Source organism: Nitrospira japonica (genome assembly GCF_900169565.1).
Classification (GTDB): Bacteria; Nitrospirota; Nitrospiria; order Nitrospirales; family Nitrospiraceae; genus Nitrospira_C; species Nitrospira_C japonica_A.
Genome location: NZ_LT828648.1, coordinates 856,702 through 871,010, shown reverse-complemented (window position 1 = coordinate 871,010; position 14,309 = coordinate 856,702). Strand labels below are relative to the sequence as shown.

The 14,309-nt window shown below is 61.8% G+C and carries 15 protein-coding genes; 10 read left to right on the top strand and 5 right to left on the bottom strand.

Annotated elements, in window-relative coordinates; genetic code table 11:
- Nucleotides 1-47 precede the first annotated feature (47 nt).
- Entirely contained in the window at nt 48-353 is a 306-nt protein-coding gene (locus NSJP_RS04285) for a hypothetical protein (protein WP_155969871.1), read from the bottom strand.
- An 81-nt stretch (nt 354-434) separates the two neighbouring features.
- Between NSJP_RS04285 and NSJP_RS04280 the strand changes: the two genes are divergently transcribed.
- From NSJP_RS04280 to NSJP_RS04240, 9 genes are all read left to right on the top strand, one after another.
- A complete protein-coding gene (locus NSJP_RS04280; RefSeq protein ID WP_155969869.1) occupies nt 435-1,025 on the top strand; it encodes a LemA family protein in 591 nt (196 codons plus the stop codon).
- A 16-nt stretch (nt 1,026-1,041) separates the two neighbouring features.
- A complete protein-coding gene (locus NSJP_RS04275) occupies nt 1,042-1,938 on the top strand; it encodes a TPM domain-containing protein (protein ID WP_080885694.1) in 897 nt (298 codons plus the stop codon).
- Nucleotides 1,925-2,587 (top strand): TPM domain-containing protein, encoded by a 663-nt coding sequence (locus NSJP_RS04270; RefSeq protein WP_172834152.1) that lies wholly within the window; start codon nt 1,925-1,927, stop codon nt 2,585-2,587. Before NSJP_RS04275 ends, NSJP_RS04270 begins: the two co-directional genes overlap by 14 nt.
- A 49-nt stretch (nt 2,588-2,636) precedes the next feature.
- Nucleotides 2,637-4,253, top strand: a complete 1,617-nt coding sequence (gene murJ, locus NSJP_RS04265; protein WP_080885692.1) for a murein biosynthesis integral membrane protein MurJ — start codon at nt 2,637-2,639, stop codon at nt 4,251-4,253.
- Between the two features lie 6 nt (nt 4,254-4,259).
- A complete protein-coding gene (locus tag NSJP_RS04260; protein ID WP_080885691.1) occupies nt 4,260-4,841 on the top strand; it encodes a methylated-DNA--[protein]-cysteine S-methyltransferase in 582 nt (193 codons plus the stop codon).
- The gene (gene dtd / locus NSJP_RS04255) at nt 4,838-5,278 is read left to right on the top strand and encodes a D-aminoacyl-tRNA deacylase (RefSeq protein WP_080885690.1); all 441 of its coding nucleotides are present in this window, start codon (nt 4,838-4,840) and stop codon (nt 5,276-5,278) included. The genes NSJP_RS04260 and dtd overlap by 4 nt, the downstream gene beginning before the upstream one ends.
- Before the next feature lie 111 nt (nt 5,279-5,389).
- Complete coding sequence (locus NSJP_RS04250) at nt 5,390-5,956, top strand: hypothetical protein (protein ID WP_080885689.1); 567 nt, start codon at nt 5,390-5,392, stop codon at nt 5,954-5,956.
- On the top strand, nt 5,953-6,837 hold the full coding sequence (locus tag NSJP_RS04245) for an isoaspartyl peptidase/L-asparaginase family protein (protein ID WP_080885688.1): 885 nt from the start codon (nt 5,953-5,955) through the stop codon (nt 6,835-6,837). The genes NSJP_RS04250 and NSJP_RS04245 overlap by 4 nt, the downstream gene beginning before the upstream one ends.
- Nucleotides 6,834-7,271, top strand: coding sequence for a VOC family protein (locus NSJP_RS04240; RefSeq protein WP_080885687.1), 438 nt, complete (start codon nt 6,834-6,836; stop codon nt 7,269-7,271). The genes NSJP_RS04245 and NSJP_RS04240 overlap by 4 nt, the downstream gene beginning before the upstream one ends.
- A 31-nt stretch (nt 7,272-7,302) precedes the next feature.
- Here NSJP_RS04240 and mtgA read toward each other — a convergent pair whose 3' ends face one another.
- Entirely contained in the window at nt 7,303-8,007 is a 705-nt protein-coding gene (gene mtgA, locus NSJP_RS04235; RefSeq protein WP_080885686.1) for a monofunctional biosynthetic peptidoglycan transglycosylase, read from the bottom strand.
- Nucleotides 8,008-8,063: 56 nt separating this feature from the next.
- On the opposite strand from mtgA, the gene yihA reads away from it, so the two are divergent.
- Nucleotides 8,064-8,666 carry a ribosome biogenesis GTP-binding protein YihA/YsxC gene (gene yihA, locus NSJP_RS04230; protein ID WP_080888503.1) on the top strand — a complete coding sequence of 201 codons (603 nt, stop codon included), beginning with the start codon at nt 8,064-8,066 and terminating at the stop codon, nt 8,664-8,666.
- On the opposite strand, the gene NSJP_RS04225 is transcribed toward yihA, so the two are convergent.
- The 3 genes from NSJP_RS04225 to mfd all read right to left on the bottom strand — a co-directional run bounded on the left by NSJP_RS04225 (nt 8,590) and on the right by mfd (nt 14,167).
- A complete protein-coding gene (locus tag NSJP_RS04225; RefSeq protein WP_172834151.1) occupies nt 8,590-9,591 on the bottom strand; it encodes a peptidylprolyl isomerase in 1,002 nt (333 codons plus the stop codon). The genes yihA and NSJP_RS04225 overlap by 77 nt on opposite strands.
- Before the next feature lie 182 nt (nt 9,592-9,773).
- Nucleotides 9,774-10,676, bottom strand: coding sequence for a peptidylprolyl isomerase (locus NSJP_RS04220; RefSeq protein WP_155969865.1), 903 nt, complete (start codon nt 10,674-10,676; stop codon nt 9,774-9,776).
- A gap of 32 nt (nt 10,677-10,708) precedes the next feature.
- Nucleotides 10,709-14,167, bottom strand: a complete 3,459-nt coding sequence (gene mfd, locus NSJP_RS04215; protein ID WP_080885683.1) for a transcription-repair coupling factor — start codon at nt 14,165-14,167, stop codon at nt 10,709-10,711.
- Nucleotides 14,168-14,309: the final 142 nt, after the last annotated feature.

Genomic DNA, 14,309 nt, shown 5'->3' with positions numbered 1-14,309 from the left:
GAATATCTGCAACCAGACCAGGTAAGGGACCGGGCGGGGGAATCCCGTTACAGCGGCTGTTCCCAGGCGGACGGCAACGGGTATTCGGCGACGAGTCGTTCGTGCTCGGCCAGGTCGAACGGTTCAATCTGTAAGTCTTCCCTGCTCAGCGGCTCCGCACAGGCGGCGGAGACGAGAAAGTCGATCAAGGACTGCGCCTGCGTCTCGGTCGCAAATCGATAAAGACCGTACTCGGGCATACCGGAGGAGGGATACCAGAAGGCCAGTTCGATCGCGCTCCCTTGATACAAGCCAAGCGATCGATGACGGACCTGGAATCCGCCGGGCGAACGCGTTGTGTGGTCACGTGACATGTCCGTTCCCCGAGGCGCAATATATTCAAGGATGAAGGCCATGATAGCATGAGCGGGCGGCTCATCAGAAGGAGGAGGATCATGAGTACAATGCGCGGGATCGCCGGCTGGATGATAGTGCTCGCCTGTCTCAGCGGGTGTGGTTACAACGATTTGCAGGGACTGGACGAGGATACAAAGGCCGCATGGAGTGAAGTGGTGAATCAATACCAGCGGAGGGCCGACCTCATTCCCAACCTCGTGGCCACCGTCAAAGGTTATGCGGGCCACGAGAAAGACACGCTGGAAAAAGTCGTGCAGGCACGGGCACAGGCGACCGGAGTGCAGATCACGCCGGAGACCCTGAACAACCCCGAGGCGTTCGAGCGGTTTCAGAATGCGCAAGCGGGCCTCACGTCGGCGTTGGGACGGCTGATTGCGATCGCCGAAAACTATCCCAACCTCAAAGCCGATCAGAATTTCCGCGATCTGCAGAGCCAATTGGAAGGCACGGAGAACCGCATCGCCGTCGCGCGCAAGCGCTACATCGACCGCGTGGCCGAGTACAACAAGATGGTCCGGTACTTTCCAACGAACCTGACCGCCAAGTTCTTGCTCCATCTGGAGGAGCGTCCCAACTTCGCCGTGGCCGACGAAAAGAGCGTCGCCACGCCGCCGCCGGTCAAGTTCTAAACCGTCCAGGCCGAGTATGAAACTCGCAAGAACGAGGCTGGTCTGGCGAGGGCCGGTCCGGCTCTTCGTCTTGTTCACCCTCCTGTCGGTCGCGGCACCGCTCTTCGCACTCGAAGCTCCCCCGTTGACAGGCCGCGTCGTCGACTCCGCGCACGTGCTCCCGGCGTCCGACGTGGATTGGCTGACGGCGGCACTCAAGGCTCATGAGGAAAAGACCGGCAATCAAGTCGCCGTCCTGATCATACCGTCGCTCGAGGGCGAGTCGCTGGAAGAGTATGCCCACCGCGTGGCGACAACCTGGAAGCTGGGCCAGCGGGGCACGGCCAACGGCGTATTGCTTTTGATTGCAGTCAAGGAGCGCCGACTCCGCATCGAAGTCGGCTATGGTTTGGAAGGAACGCTGACCGATCTCCGTTCCGCACATATCATCCGCGATGAGATGGTACCGCGATTCAAGGCGGGCGACATGCCCGGAGGCGTGCGCGCCGGGACCGAGGCCATTCTCAAAACCATCGAAGGGACGTACGAAGCGAAAGATCGCTCCGCCGCTCGAAGAGGTTGGGGGCAAGACACGGATGCTCTGCAGCTCGTTTTTATCGGGGTTGTCGTCGGCTTTCTTGCCGGCATCGTGCTCAGCCAGGGACTACGACGAACCAGAGCACTCTTTGGAAGTCTACTGGCCTATCTGGTGGCCCAATCCGCGGGCATGATTTTGGGGGTGATGGCGGCAGCGGTGACGGCCGTCCTGCTCTGGCTGGTCCTCCGGACCAGCCGCGGCGGCTGGAGAAGAACGCATGACGACTGGACATGGTACAGCAGCCGAGGCGGCGGGTGGAGCGGAGGGTCGTCGGACAGCGGGTTCAGCGGAGGCGGGGGAGATTTCGGAGGCGGAGGGGCCAATGGCAATTGGTGACAGTAGGGTGCTGAAACCGGAGGAACGTGAGCGGATCGGAGAAGCCGTCCGTACTGCCGAACGCCGGACCCGGGCGGAAATCGTTCCGATGATCGTGTCGCGGTCCGGTGTCTATCGGGACGCCACGCATCGAGCCGGCCTCATCCTGGCCTTGTTCACGCTCACCGCCCTTCTCATGTCGGAAGCCGCCTGGCTGCCATGGAGTTGGGACGGCGAGAACGCAGCGTGGCTGGTGCTGTGCACCGTCGCCGCATATGCCGCTGGTGCGTGGTCGGGCACCTTTGCGCCGATCGTGCGCCTCATCACCTCGCGAGAGCGGATGCGTCAGAAGGTTCGGCTGAGGGCCGAACGAGCCTTCGCGCAGCACGGTATCTTCCAGACTCGCGAACGGACCGGGATTCTGCTCATGCTCTCGGTCCTCGAACGCGAGGTCTACGTCTTGGCGGACAAGGAACTGATTCGGCTGGTGTCCTCGGGCCAGTGGGATGAGGTGGTGCGATCCGTGATTGAAGGGGTTCGAGCGGGCGACATGGCCGTGGCTCTGTGTGCGGGCGTGAGCCGTTGCGGGGAGATTCTTGCCGTTGCCTGCCCGGCGACATCGGGCGACAATCCCAACGAAATTCCGGACCGTGTGATCGACGAATCCTAAGCGACAGTTCAATAGACTGCCCGCGATCCTTCGGCTAGAATCCCGAATCATGTCCCGATCTCGCGCCGGACAAGCGGTCCCGGTCCAACTTCCGGAAGAAACCCGCTCGGTCGTCAAGGCCGCCGGACTTATCGGCGTCGCAACATTTTCCAGCCGTATCCTGGGGTTCATTCGAGACATGGTCATGGCCCGCCTGTTTGGCGCGACGCCGGCCGCCGACGCCTTCTTCGTCGCCTATCGCGTTCCCAACTTACTGCGCGAGCTGTTTGCCGAAGGATCCATGTCCTCCGCGTTCATTCCCGTGTTCACCGAATATCAGACATTGAAATCCAAACAGGACGCCTGGGAGTTGGCGAGCGCGGTCTTTACGACGTTGTTGACGATCGTCACCGGGATTACCTTGCTTGGCGTGCTCGCGTCGCCCGTCATCGTCTGGATTCTGGCTCCCGGGTTTCATGGCGACCCCGCAAAACTGGATATGACGACGCTGCTGACGCGCATCATGTTTCCCTACCTGCTCTTCATCAGCCTGGCGGCGCTGGCTATGGGCATTCTGAACTCGATGCGAGCCTTCGCCGCACCGGCGTTTTCCCCGGTATTTTTCAACCTCTTCATTATCGGCTGCATGCTGTTTCTGTCGCCCGCGCTCCCGGAACCGATTCTTGGTGTCGCGATCGGGGTCGTGGCCGGAGGAGCGGCGCAGTTTGCGATGCAACTGCCCGGGCTCAAATTACGCGGCATGCTGTTTGGGTTTCGGCTGGAACCGGGCCATCCCGGCGTCCGGCGAATCGGCATTTTGATGCTGCCGTCGCTGCTGGGATTGTCGGTCACCCAGATCAATATTACGGTCAGTACGATCTTGGCCTCTTTCTTCCCAGGCGGACCGACCTATCTTTTCTATGGCATGCGATTGATCCAGTTTCCCTTGGGAATTTTCGGCGTGGCGCTGGCGACGGCCATCCTGCCGACACTGTCAGCGCAGGCGGCCAAGGGTGTCATGGACGAATTGGCCGCGACCGTAGGATTCGGCATCCGTATGATCCTGTTCATCATTCTCCCGGCGATGCTGGGCTTGATCCTGCTGCGCGTGCCCCTGGTACACCTATTCTTTGAGCACGGCTCGTTTACCCATGCCGACACGATTGCCACCGCCACCGCGGTGCTGTGTTATGCGATGGGCTTGTGGGCCTTCGCCGGTCTCCGCATCATCGTTGCCGCGTTCTATTCCTTGCAGGACACGAGAACGCCGGCCATTTCCGCTGCTGTGGCGGTCGTCGGCAACATCGTGTTGTCGGTACTGCTCATGGCTCCGCTTGGTGCTTCCGGATTGGCCTTGGCGACTGCCTTGGCGGCCATGCTCAACGGAGGCATCCTGGTGGTGATGTTGACCCGACGGCTTGGCGGTGTCGATTGGCGATCGATCGGCCGCTCGTCGCTCCGGGCGGCGGTCGCCTGTGTGCCGTTGATCGGAGTGTGTCTGTGGGTGGCCGGGGTCGAGATCTGGAACCGTCCGGGCGATTGGGTGCTGAAGTCGGCCATGGTGGGTCTGGCGGTCGCAATCAGCGCCAGCGGGTACGCCGGGATGCAGGCCATGTTCGGCTCGGAAGAATTACAGTTGGTGTGGGGAATGGTGCAACGCAAACTGGGTCGTCTCTTCAGGCGCTAAACCGGAATGCTACGCGCGACGATCTTTCGATCGAGCTGGGGCTGGGTCGGCATTGCCGAATCGGCCAAGGGCATCTGCGCCATCAGCTTGCCGAAAAAGACCAGGCAGGAAGCCGAACGGAGCATCCGGAAGGGCGCGGGGCCGATGACGATCGGCCGCGCGACCGGCGGCTTGCAGCGTGCCAGGGAGCAGCTGCAGCTGTATCTATCGGGCCGCCGTCGGACGTTTACTCTTCCCATGGACGTCCGGCTCGGCACGCGGTTCCAACAGCGGGTCTGGCGAGTGCTCCGGCGGCTGCCATATGCCTCCCTCCGCTCCTATCGATGGGTGGCCTCCCGCGTCGGCGGGCCCCGATATGCCAGGGCCGTGGGCAATGCGGTGGGAGCCAATCCGATTCCCATCATCATTCCGTGCCATAGGATTGTGGCACATGATGTCTCGCTGGGCGGATTTTCCGGAGGTCTATCGATGAAACAACGGTTGCTGACTCTGGAGGGGACATTGGCGGAGCTGCGTCCCCGCCGGCCTCCGCGACGGAAGCTCGGCGGCAAACGACGTTCACCGGCGCACAGGACGGGATCCGCATGAAAGCCGTCGTTCAGCGGGTCGTGCGGGCGCGGGTGGAGGTGGATGGCGAGACCGTCGGGCAGATTCGTGAGGGACTGTTGGTGCTTCTGGGAGTGGCGGCCGACGATACGGAAGCCGCCGGGCGTTCATTGGCCGAGAAGCTGCAGACGTTGCGGATATTCTCCGATGATCGGGGCAAGATGAATCGATCCCTGGCAGATATCGGAGGCTCGGTTCTCCTCGTCTCCCAATTCACCCTGTTGGGCAATACCAAGAACGGCCGGCGTCCGAGCTTTGAGGAGGCCGCGCCTCCCGAGGAAGCGAAGCGCCTCTATGAGTTCGTCATCCACGAGGTGCGCGCACGCGGAGTCCACGTGGAGACGGGAGTCTTCGCGGCACACATGGCTGTCGAGTCGGTCAACGACGGGCCGGTGACATTCGTATTGGAGACCCGGTGACCGGCTCCATTCGGATGTGAGAGCTGTTCCGTGCACGCATACAGCAAACAGGATGCGAGTGACGGCTACTCTGTTATACTAGGCACAGAAGGCCATAGCAGGGAGGGCGTGATGGGAGCAGAGGTTCCTCCGCGACATCCGCTTCGGCAGCTTTTCGGGGCATTGACCGAGAAGAGCTTTACGGAACACCTGGGTTGGCCCGATCTGAACGTGACCGCCTACCTGTCGAATCTCTTGGTCGATTTCGCAAGCACAGATCAACTTTATAAGGTTCGCAGCCAGCACGGCAAACCGCTCGATACCGTGGTCGAGCTCCTGTACGAGTCCGAGGTGCTGTACGGAGCACAGTCTATGGAACGGGAACGGGACGTCCATCGGCATATCGGCGACTTCACCCTGTTCATGGCCGGACTCTTTCCCGAGTACCTGCGCAGATTGAAAACCGCCGGCCTGATCTATCACAAGGATTTTCTCGTCGATTACGTCAAAGCCGGAAAGCGTTCCTACGGCATCGTGGCCGAAATGGCCCGCAATCCGGGTCCCGACGAGCCTCCGTTGTTCAGAAAACTCTCCGAGAACTTCGAACTCTGCGTGACGGGATTGGGGTTTGTGCGTTCCGATTTGGATCGCCTGCGCGACCCCGCCTATCGTCACGCCAGGGACTTGCTGCTCAATTGACGCGTCTTCGCCCTCTTCTGCTCGTCCACGGCGGCGCGGGCCGCCGTCCGATGACCTCGCAACAAGTTCAAAGCCTGAAGCTGGCGCTTGAGGCCGGATATGGGATCCTCCAACGAGGAGGCCCGTCCCTGGCCGCCGTGGAATGCGCGATCGGCATTTTGGAGGAAGGCGGAGCCTTCAACGCCGGCCGGGGTGCCTATCGTCAACTCGACGGTGTGCGGCGGATGGATGCGTCCATCATGGAGGGAAAAGGCTTACGGGCCGGCGCGGTCGCTTCCGTCGAGGGCGTTGTGCATCCCATCACTGCGGCCAGATTGGTCATGGAAAAAACGGATCACGTGTTGCTGGTCGGTCCGTCGGCCACCAAGTTCGCCCGCCACTTCAAACTGCAACGGCTTCCGCCGACTCAGGCTCGTCAGGGGCTGTCGTACGATCGCTTGCTCGCCCGTACATCCATGACAGGAGAGCGACATGGGACCGTCGGGGCCGTCGCGTTGGACCAAGCCGGCACGGTGTCGGCCGGAGCTTCGACCGGCGGCATCGAGCGCATGTTGCCCGGCCGAGTGGGCGACACGCCGTTGATCGGCTGCGGCGTCTATGCCGACGATCGGGCCGGTGGGGTATCGATGACCGGCGTCGGCGAAGGCATCATCCGTCTCGCGGTGGCGGGGATCGTCTGTGAGCGGCTGGCAGAGGGCAAAAGCCCGGCGGCCGCCGCCCGGCGGATCTTGAACCAACTGGTCTCGCGGATTCAGGGAGTGGCTGGTATGTTGGTTGTAGCGCCTGACGGGCGGTTTGCCATCGCCCACGTCACTCCTCGCATGGCCGCCGGCTGGTGGCGCGGCACGGGCAGTCCCATCGTGAAGGATCGTTGGACATGAACGAAGTCCTGTTTCATCTGGCCTTTCCCATTCACGACCGTCTGGCCGCCAAGCGGTTCTATGTCGACGGGTTGGGTTGCACGCTCGGTCGCGAATCAGAGCGCGCCGTGACGTTCGGGCTTGCCGGCCATCAGCTTGTGGCCCACCTTGTGGATGAGCCGCAGGCTCAACGAGGCATTTACCCTCGGCATTTCGGCCTGGTCTTTCTGACGAAAGCGCAATGGCAGGAATTCGCCGATCGTGCCAGGTCCAAGGGGCTCGCATTCTATCAGCAGCCTCGAGTCCGGTTTCCCGGAACCAGGATCGAACACCACACCTATTTCCTGCAGGATCCCTCGGACAATCTGCTGGAGTTCAAATATTACACGCACGAATCCGCCATCTTCGGAGAACGGGACGTACCGGAAGTCGGGGATTCCCACGAGCCGCGATAGCCTGCCCAACATGACACACCGGCCACGGACCTTATCGCGTGACCGGTCTTGTTGAAACCCGGCTCATGCGTCGCAAGATGCGCTCATGACGGCGGGTCAGTGCGGTGGTCTTTCTGAGCGGGTCATATCGGCGCGGCGCGGGCAGCATGGCCGCGAGCCAGGCCGCTTCATCGGCGGAGAGGTCGCGGGCCGGCTTCATGAAATGATGCCGTGAGGCGGCCTCGGCTCCGTAGATTCCGTTCCCCCATTCCGCCACGTTCAGATACAGTTCGAGGATTCGGTCCTTCGAAAGATGCTGTTCGAGCGACCGCGTGATCAATGCCTCGTGTGCCTTCCTGAACAGCGAGCGCTCGGACGACAGGTAGAGGTTCTTGGCCAGCTGTTGAGTGATCGTACTGCCTCCGCGCTTCAGTTCGCCCTTTTCCAGATCATAGAGGGCGGCGTCTTTCAGGCCTTCCCAATCGAATCCCTCGTGCGAGAAGAACGACGCGTCCTCGGCCGCGACGACGGCCTGGCGCAGATACGGCGAGATGCGGGAGAGCGGCACCCAGACCCAGTGGCGCCCGATGGAACGACCCTGCTCCTTGGCCTGGGCTTGCCGCGCCTCGATGAGAGCCGTGATCGTGGGATTCGTCGTGCGGAGGGCGGATACGTCGGGCATGGCGAGCAGCCAAAAGAGCCCGATCGCCGCCAAACCGACCGCGGCGCACAACAGCAATCCCGTGACCAGACGCATTCCTCGACGTGGTGTTGACTTCCGCACGGAGGCTGCCTAAGACAATGGTGGATACGATGAAGATTCTGACGGCCGAGTTTATCAGAAGTTGCGTCGGACCCGAACAGTTTCCGAACGGCGGTCTGCCGGAGATCGCGTTCGTCGGCCGCTCGAACGTCGGCAAGTCCTCGCTGATCAATTCGCTGCTGCAACGGAAAAGTCTGGCGAAGGTGAGCCGAACGCCCGGAAAGACCAGGGCCGTCAACGTCTTTTCCGTGGTCACGGGCGACGTTCAGCTCGCACGGTTTATGATCGTGGATCTGCCAGGATACGGGTACGCCAAGGTTTCGAAGTCGATCCGCGCGCAATGGGGTCCGCTGCTCGAGGCCTACCTGACCGACCGGGAAGAAGTCCGGATCGTCGTGCTGCTTGTGGAAAGTCGTGTGCCTGCCGCTCAGGACCGGGCGACGATCGAATGGCTCCTCTCCATCGGTCATCTTCCGGTCGTCGTGGCGACGAAGGTCGACAAACTCAAGCCGAGCGAGCGAGTGGCGGGCCTGCGGCGATTGGGGGCGGAATTGGGTCTCGACGACCGTTTGCCGGTCATCGCGTATTCGTCGACAACGGGCGAGGGGAGGGATCGCCTGTGGACGGTGCTGAAGGAGCGGACTCGAATTTGATCTCGATATACGACTTGTTCTTCAGGTCCGCCAACCAATCCTGGAACATGTCCTCGCTCTTTTGTTGATACACGAGCGATTGAATTTCCAACCGGACTTCGTCGTAGGGACGGAACTGCTTGGGTTTCTTGTCGTCCAGTCGGACGATGTGCAGTCCCTCCGGCGACTGAATCACATCGGAAATGCCGCCCGGCACCAGGGTCGCGACGCCACGTTCGATGGCCGGCAGCAATTCTCCCTGGCGCACGAGGCCTATCCGCCCACCGCGTGACGCGTTGGCGCCGTCCGAGTAGCGAAGCGCGAGATCTTCAAAGGATTCGCCTTGCTTGAGCAGTTTCACGACCGTTCGCGCCTTTTCGGTCGCGTCCGATAAATCGTCCGGCGAACGCGGCCGGATAAGGATCTGGCTGAGCGTGTATTCTTCGGGGAGCGAGAAGCGGTCGCGGTGCTCGTTGTAGTACCGCTTCATTTCCGGGTCCGCGACCATCACGCCGCTGCGGACTTCCCGGTCGACCACCTTGAGAAGCGTCAGCTGTTCCCGGACCGCTTTCATGTTCGCGGGGTCCTTCTCGTCCAGTTTTTCGCCCTGTTGCTTGAGTTGATGGACCGCCTGTTTCACTTCCTGGTCGGTCACTTCGACCGAACGGGCTTTGGCCTCCTGCAACTGCAAGCGACGTTCGATCATGGCGGTGAGCGTCATGGATTGGGCGATCGACAGCTGTCGAGTCAGCTCCGTGCCGCGGTATTGCCTCTGAATCCGATCTTTCTCAGGTTTGAGCTCCCGGTTCATCTCCGACAGCATGATGAGGTCGGTGTTGACGATCGCGATGATGCGGTCTTCGACATGTGCGGCTTGCGCCGGAGGCCGGTCGGGCAGCCATACCAGGGCTCCGCACGCAGCGCCCGCGACGAGCCATATGGTCAACGAGGTCGGGTGGATCATTGCATAGGAGGGAATAATGATCTGGTCCGTTGTGGCCGAGCGGGAGGGCTATGCCGGTTCATAATCTCACGATTCTACAGGAGACGGGCCTGATTGAGGAAGGGCACCGATGGTCTGCAGGCCGGGTTGGATGCCGCAGCATTAGGAGGGCCTTGAAGCCTGCGTCAGCGGTTGGCCAGGTCTCCGGCGCCGAACCGGGACACGTCGGCAATTTTTACGACCGCCTTGGCGCGAATGTCGGCGATCACGTCGTCAAAACGTTTCTGGCGTTTTTCGTTCAACAGTTCCTGCCGGAGTCGTTCCCTGGTTGCCAAGTCCGCCTGGATGATTTCGGGATCGAGCGCCGTAATCCTGACGAGATAGTAGCCGGCGTCGGTCTTGATGGGGGCGCTCGTCATGCCCGGCTTCAGCTGGTGAATGGCTTCGTCCACTTCCGGTGCGACCAGATCCTTGCGATACGGACCCAGGTCTCCGCCGTTGGCTTTGGTCTTGGCGTCGATTGAGTAGCGCTGGGCGAACTTGCCGAAGTCGCCGCCCTGGTTCACCTGCTTTTCGAGATCCTTCGCGGCCGGATAGTTCGGAAGCAGCATCACGGCCACTCTGACTTTCAACGGCGTCAGCAGTTGGCGCGCGTGCTTGTCGTAATAGGCGTCCAATTCTTCCTTGGTCAGTTCGATTTTGGTCTTGATGCGGTCCTTCAATAGTTCGTCCAGCATCAAGCGTTCCTTGTACCGCCGGGCTCGATCCCTGATCTGATCATTTTGATCCAATCCCTGCCTGCGCGCCTCTTGCAACAAGAGTTCGCGAGTAATCACTTCGCTGAGCAGACGCGGCTTCCCGCCTTCTTTTTCGTATCGCGTTCTGGTCGCATCCGGGAGCTCGTTCCATTCGTTTTCGAACTCGACCTGCGAGATGGGCCGTCCATTGACGAACGCGACGATCCGCTCTTCGGAGGACGGCGGCGTACAACCGGCCAGCAGCAGCAACAAGGCGCTGCAAGCCAGGCGAATTCGGCGGTCGGCGGCCGACCCGGACGGACTTGCGGAACGAAATGGTCTGGAAACCATGCGGCGGTGGACCTTCGGTATGTGGTTGGCGATCACGTCTTCGTTGAAGTGGTGGTATCACAGACTTCCAGGCTTTGCAACATTGCGGCGAGTTCTCGAAAGATGGAAGGCCAGTCCTGATGCGACATTTGAAGTTCGAACGAGGTCGGTGAGAGAAAACGCACCCGGTTCTTGTAGCGATCCATCATCTGCTGGACGGCAGGCGGAGTGATCCGGCTGTTCGTCCCCCAGATCACCACGACCGACTGGGCCTTCAATTCGACCGAGTCCAGGCGGAGCACCTTGGCGTGAAGACGAATCTGCATGACTTCGAAGAGCCGTTCGACGGGGTCGGGGGGAAGTCCATAGCGGTCCTGAAGCTCTCCGTGAAGCAACGCCAACTCGCCGACTTGCTGACAGGAGGAAAGCCGTTTGTAGAACGACAGGCGCTGATGCGGATCCGAAACGTACTCTTCGGGAATATAAGCTGACACGTTCAGCCGGAGCACGGGATCGGGCTCTTCTTCCATGACGAGGCCTTTGAGCCGTTGCACCGCCTGCTCGACCATTTGCATGTAGAGGTCAAGGCCAATGGCGGCGATATGTCCGGACTGTTGCTTGCCGAGCAGGTTTCCAGCCCCTCTGATTTCGAGATCGGCGGCGGCGATGCGAAATCCGGATCCCAACTCCGTGAACTGCTGAATGGCGATCAATCGTTTCTGCGCGTCTCCGGTCAACGTGCCTTCATCGGGAATCAAAAAATAGGCGTACGCTTGATCGCCGCCTCGTCCGACCCGCCCGCGCAACTGGTACAGCTGCGCCAGACCGAACGTGTCCGCCCGATTGACGATGATCGTATTGGCATTCGGCACGTCCAACCCGGATTGAATGATCGCGGAGGCGATCAGTACATCCGCCTCCCGATGGAAGAATTTCAGCATGACGGCTTCCAACGGCTTCGCGTCCATTTGCCCGTGGGCCATGACGATGCGGGCTTCCGGAACGATCTGTTGCAGCCAGGCTCCGGTCCGTTCCATCGTTTCGACACGGTTGTGGACGAAATAGACCTGCCCGCCGCGTCCCAGTTCGCGGAGAACGGCTTCGCGGATCAGCTTGTCGCTGCCGCGGACGACGTGCGTGCGGATCGACAGCCGGCCGGCCGGAGGCGTATCGATGATCGACAGGTCGCGCACGCTGGCCATGGCCATTTGCAGGGTCCGTGGAATCGGCGTGGCAGTGAGCGTCAGGACGTCCACCTGCGTGCGCAGCGTCTTGAGCCGCTCCTTGTGTTTGACGCCGAACCATTGCTCCTCGTCGATGATGACCAGGCCGAGGTTCCGGAACGTCACGTCCTTCTGCAGAAGACGATGAGTACCGATGACGACGTCGACGATACCCGCCGCCACGTCCTTCAAGATGGCCTTGGTCTCTTTGGGCGACTGGAATCGCGACAGCAACGCCACCTTGGTGGGAAAGGGGGCGAACCGCTCGGTAAAATTGTCATAGTGCTGATGCGCCAGGAGCGTGGTCGGCACGAGCACGGCCACCTGACGATTGTCCTCCACGGCTTTGAAGGCCGCCCGCATCGCCACTTCGGTCTTGCCGTAGCCCACGTCTCCGCAGACGAGCCGGTCCATCGGCCTGCTCGACTCCATGTCACGGGTGATGTCGTCGATGGCCTTGAGCTGATCGGCCGTCTCCTCGAATTCGAACGCCGCCTCGAATTCATGGTACAGCGTGCTGTCGGACCCGTAAGCGTGGCGCGTGGCCAGTTCCCGATTGGCATACAGGTCGACCAGGTCTTGAGCCATCTCCTCGATGTCCTTCTTGACGCGCGCCGTGGTCTTGGCCCAGGCGGTGCCGCCCAAGCGGTCCAATCGGGGCACGTGTCCGTCGGCGCCGCTGTACCGCTGCACCTGATTGAGCCGGTCGAGCGGCACGTAGAGCTTGTCCCCGCCGAAAAACTCCAGGATCAGGTAATCGCTGTCGAACTCCGTGACCGTCAGGCGCTTGAGTCCCTGGTATTTCGCGATGCCGTGCTGGACGTGCACGACGTAATCGCCCACGTTGAGGTCTTCGAGGGACGACAGGAAGGTCGCGGCTTTGCTCTTGGCCTGGGGCTTATGACGCGTCCCTTTGGCGAAGAGCTCTTCCTCCGTCAGGACGGTCAGGCGCAGGTCCGTGGAGAGAAATCCCGCCGAGAGTTCCCCTTGCAGGACGTAAAACGGGGCTTTGGTCTGGCCCGAGCCCTTCCAATGCGCGGCGGTCCATTCGACCGCGGGGACATCGTGCTCGCGGAGCAAGGCCAGGAGGCGTTCGACCTGGCCGCGGCTCCTCGCAACGAGCGCCACCCGGCCTGCTTCGCGCAGACGATCGAGGATCGTAAGTGTTTGGGTGAACGAGGTCCCCCGTACTCCGAGGCCGGCGCTGGCGGGGAGCTGCGCCGGGAAGGTCTGGACCGGATCCCACGACGGATCGGCCGCCGCCAGCGGCTCCAACGCGAGTTGAGTCCGGTCCTCCGTGACGGAGACCACGTCCTGCCAGGTCAGAAACAATCGTTCCGGCGAAGGATAGGGGGATGAACCGTCCCGTTCGCTGTTGCGTAGATACCCATCATCGATCCGCTCCCAGAGATCGGCGGCGGAGCGAGCGAGGACGGCGGGCTGATCCAAGACCAGCATCGGCGGCGCCGAAAAGTAGTCGAACAGCGTATCCATATGAGGATAGAGGTCCGGCGCCCGCCACTCCGCGTCGGCCTGAATCGGGGCCAGCGCCTCGGTGGCCGCATCCAGCCGTACATATTCACGCGCCGGCAAGACGACGGCGCGATCCAGGTTCCGGGTCGATTTCTGGGTGGACGGATCGAAGAGGCGCAGGGAGTCGATGGTTTCGCCGAGAAACTCCGCCCGCAACGGATCGCCATACGCGGTCGAAAAGATGTCGATGATGCCCCCTCGGATGCTGAACTCGCCCGGGATTTCCACCACCGACACCCGGCGGTAGCCCAACCGCAACAATCCGCCGGTCAAGGCGTCTCGCTCGATGGAACCGCCGACATCGAGCCGGAGCAGCGAGCGCACGAACGTCTCCACCGGCATCAGGCGCTGAGTCAGGGCGGCGACCGACGTCACGACCCGCGCGGCCGGGGCACCGTGGATTCCGTGCAGCGCGTTCATGCGGCGGGCGACCAATCCGACGTGGGGCGCAGTCGCTTCGTAAGGCAACGTTTCCCATCGGGGGAAGAGCGTCAGGGAGTCGGTCGTCCGGCCGGTCAGCCGGTGAAAAAATAGGAGATCGTCGTAGAGGCGTTCCGCGGCCTCGTCGGTGCCGGTGACGATGAGCCACGGCTTGCCGGACGGAGAGCCGGATCCGGGTTGCCACAGTTCCGTCAGGGCGAAACCGGCTGAGGAGCCGTGCAGACCGGTCAGGCAGGCGCGACCACGGGGAGCGGCCAGAGCCGTCGCGATCGGGGTGATCCATTGGGCGGCTGAAGAAAGGGACGAATTCGACAAGGTGGTGATTCCTCGATCGTCAGGACGGCGTGTGAAACGACGGGGCGACGGTGCTGCGACTGCGGCCGGCCTGATCGGATCGACAACCGATTCGGGAGGGGTGGCCCTGTCGCGAGGATGAGACGTGTTGGCGTTCGTAGAT

Bases quoted from the DNA above. Each gene is read 5' to 3' on its own strand.
- NSJP_RS04285 (WP_155969871.1), bottom strand. From the start codon at position 353: ATGTCACGTGACCACACAACGCGTTCGCCCGGCGGATTCCAGGTCCGT.
- NSJP_RS04280 (WP_155969869.1), top strand. From the start codon at position 435: ATGAGTACAATGCGCGGGATCGCCGGCTGGATGATAGTGCTCGCCTGT.
- NSJP_RS04275 (WP_080885694.1), top strand. From the start codon at position 1,042: ATGAAACTCGCAAGAACGAGGCTGGTCTGGCGAGGGCCGGTCCGGCTC.
- NSJP_RS04270 (WP_172834152.1), top strand. From the start codon at position 1,925: ATGGCAATTGGTGACAGTAGGGTGCTGAAACCGGAGGAACGTGAGCGG.
- murJ (WP_080885692.1), top strand. From the start codon at position 2,637: ATGTCCCGATCTCGCGCCGGACAAGCGGTCCCGGTCCAACTTCCGGAA.
- NSJP_RS04260 (WP_080885691.1), top strand. From the start codon at position 4,260: ATGCTACGCGCGACGATCTTTCGATCGAGCTGGGGCTGGGTCGGCATT.
- dtd (WP_080885690.1), top strand. From the start codon at position 4,838: ATGAAAGCCGTCGTTCAGCGGGTCGTGCGGGCGCGGGTGGAGGTGGAT.
- NSJP_RS04250 (WP_080885689.1), top strand. From the start codon at position 5,390: ATGGGAGCAGAGGTTCCTCCGCGACATCCGCTTCGGCAGCTTTTCGGG.
- NSJP_RS04240 (WP_080885687.1), top strand. From the start codon at position 6,834: ATGAACGAAGTCCTGTTTCATCTGGCCTTTCCCATTCACGACCGTCTG.
- mtgA (WP_080885686.1), bottom strand. From the start codon at position 8,007: ATGCGTCTGGTCACGGGATTGCTGTTGTGCGCCGCGGTCGGTTTGGCG.
- yihA (WP_080888503.1), top strand. From the start codon at position 8,064: ATGAAGATTCTGACGGCCGAGTTTATCAGAAGTTGCGTCGGACCCGAA.
- NSJP_RS04220 (WP_155969865.1), bottom strand. From the start codon at position 10,676: ATGGTTTCCAGACCATTTCGTTCCGCAAGTCCGTCCGGGTCGGCCGCC.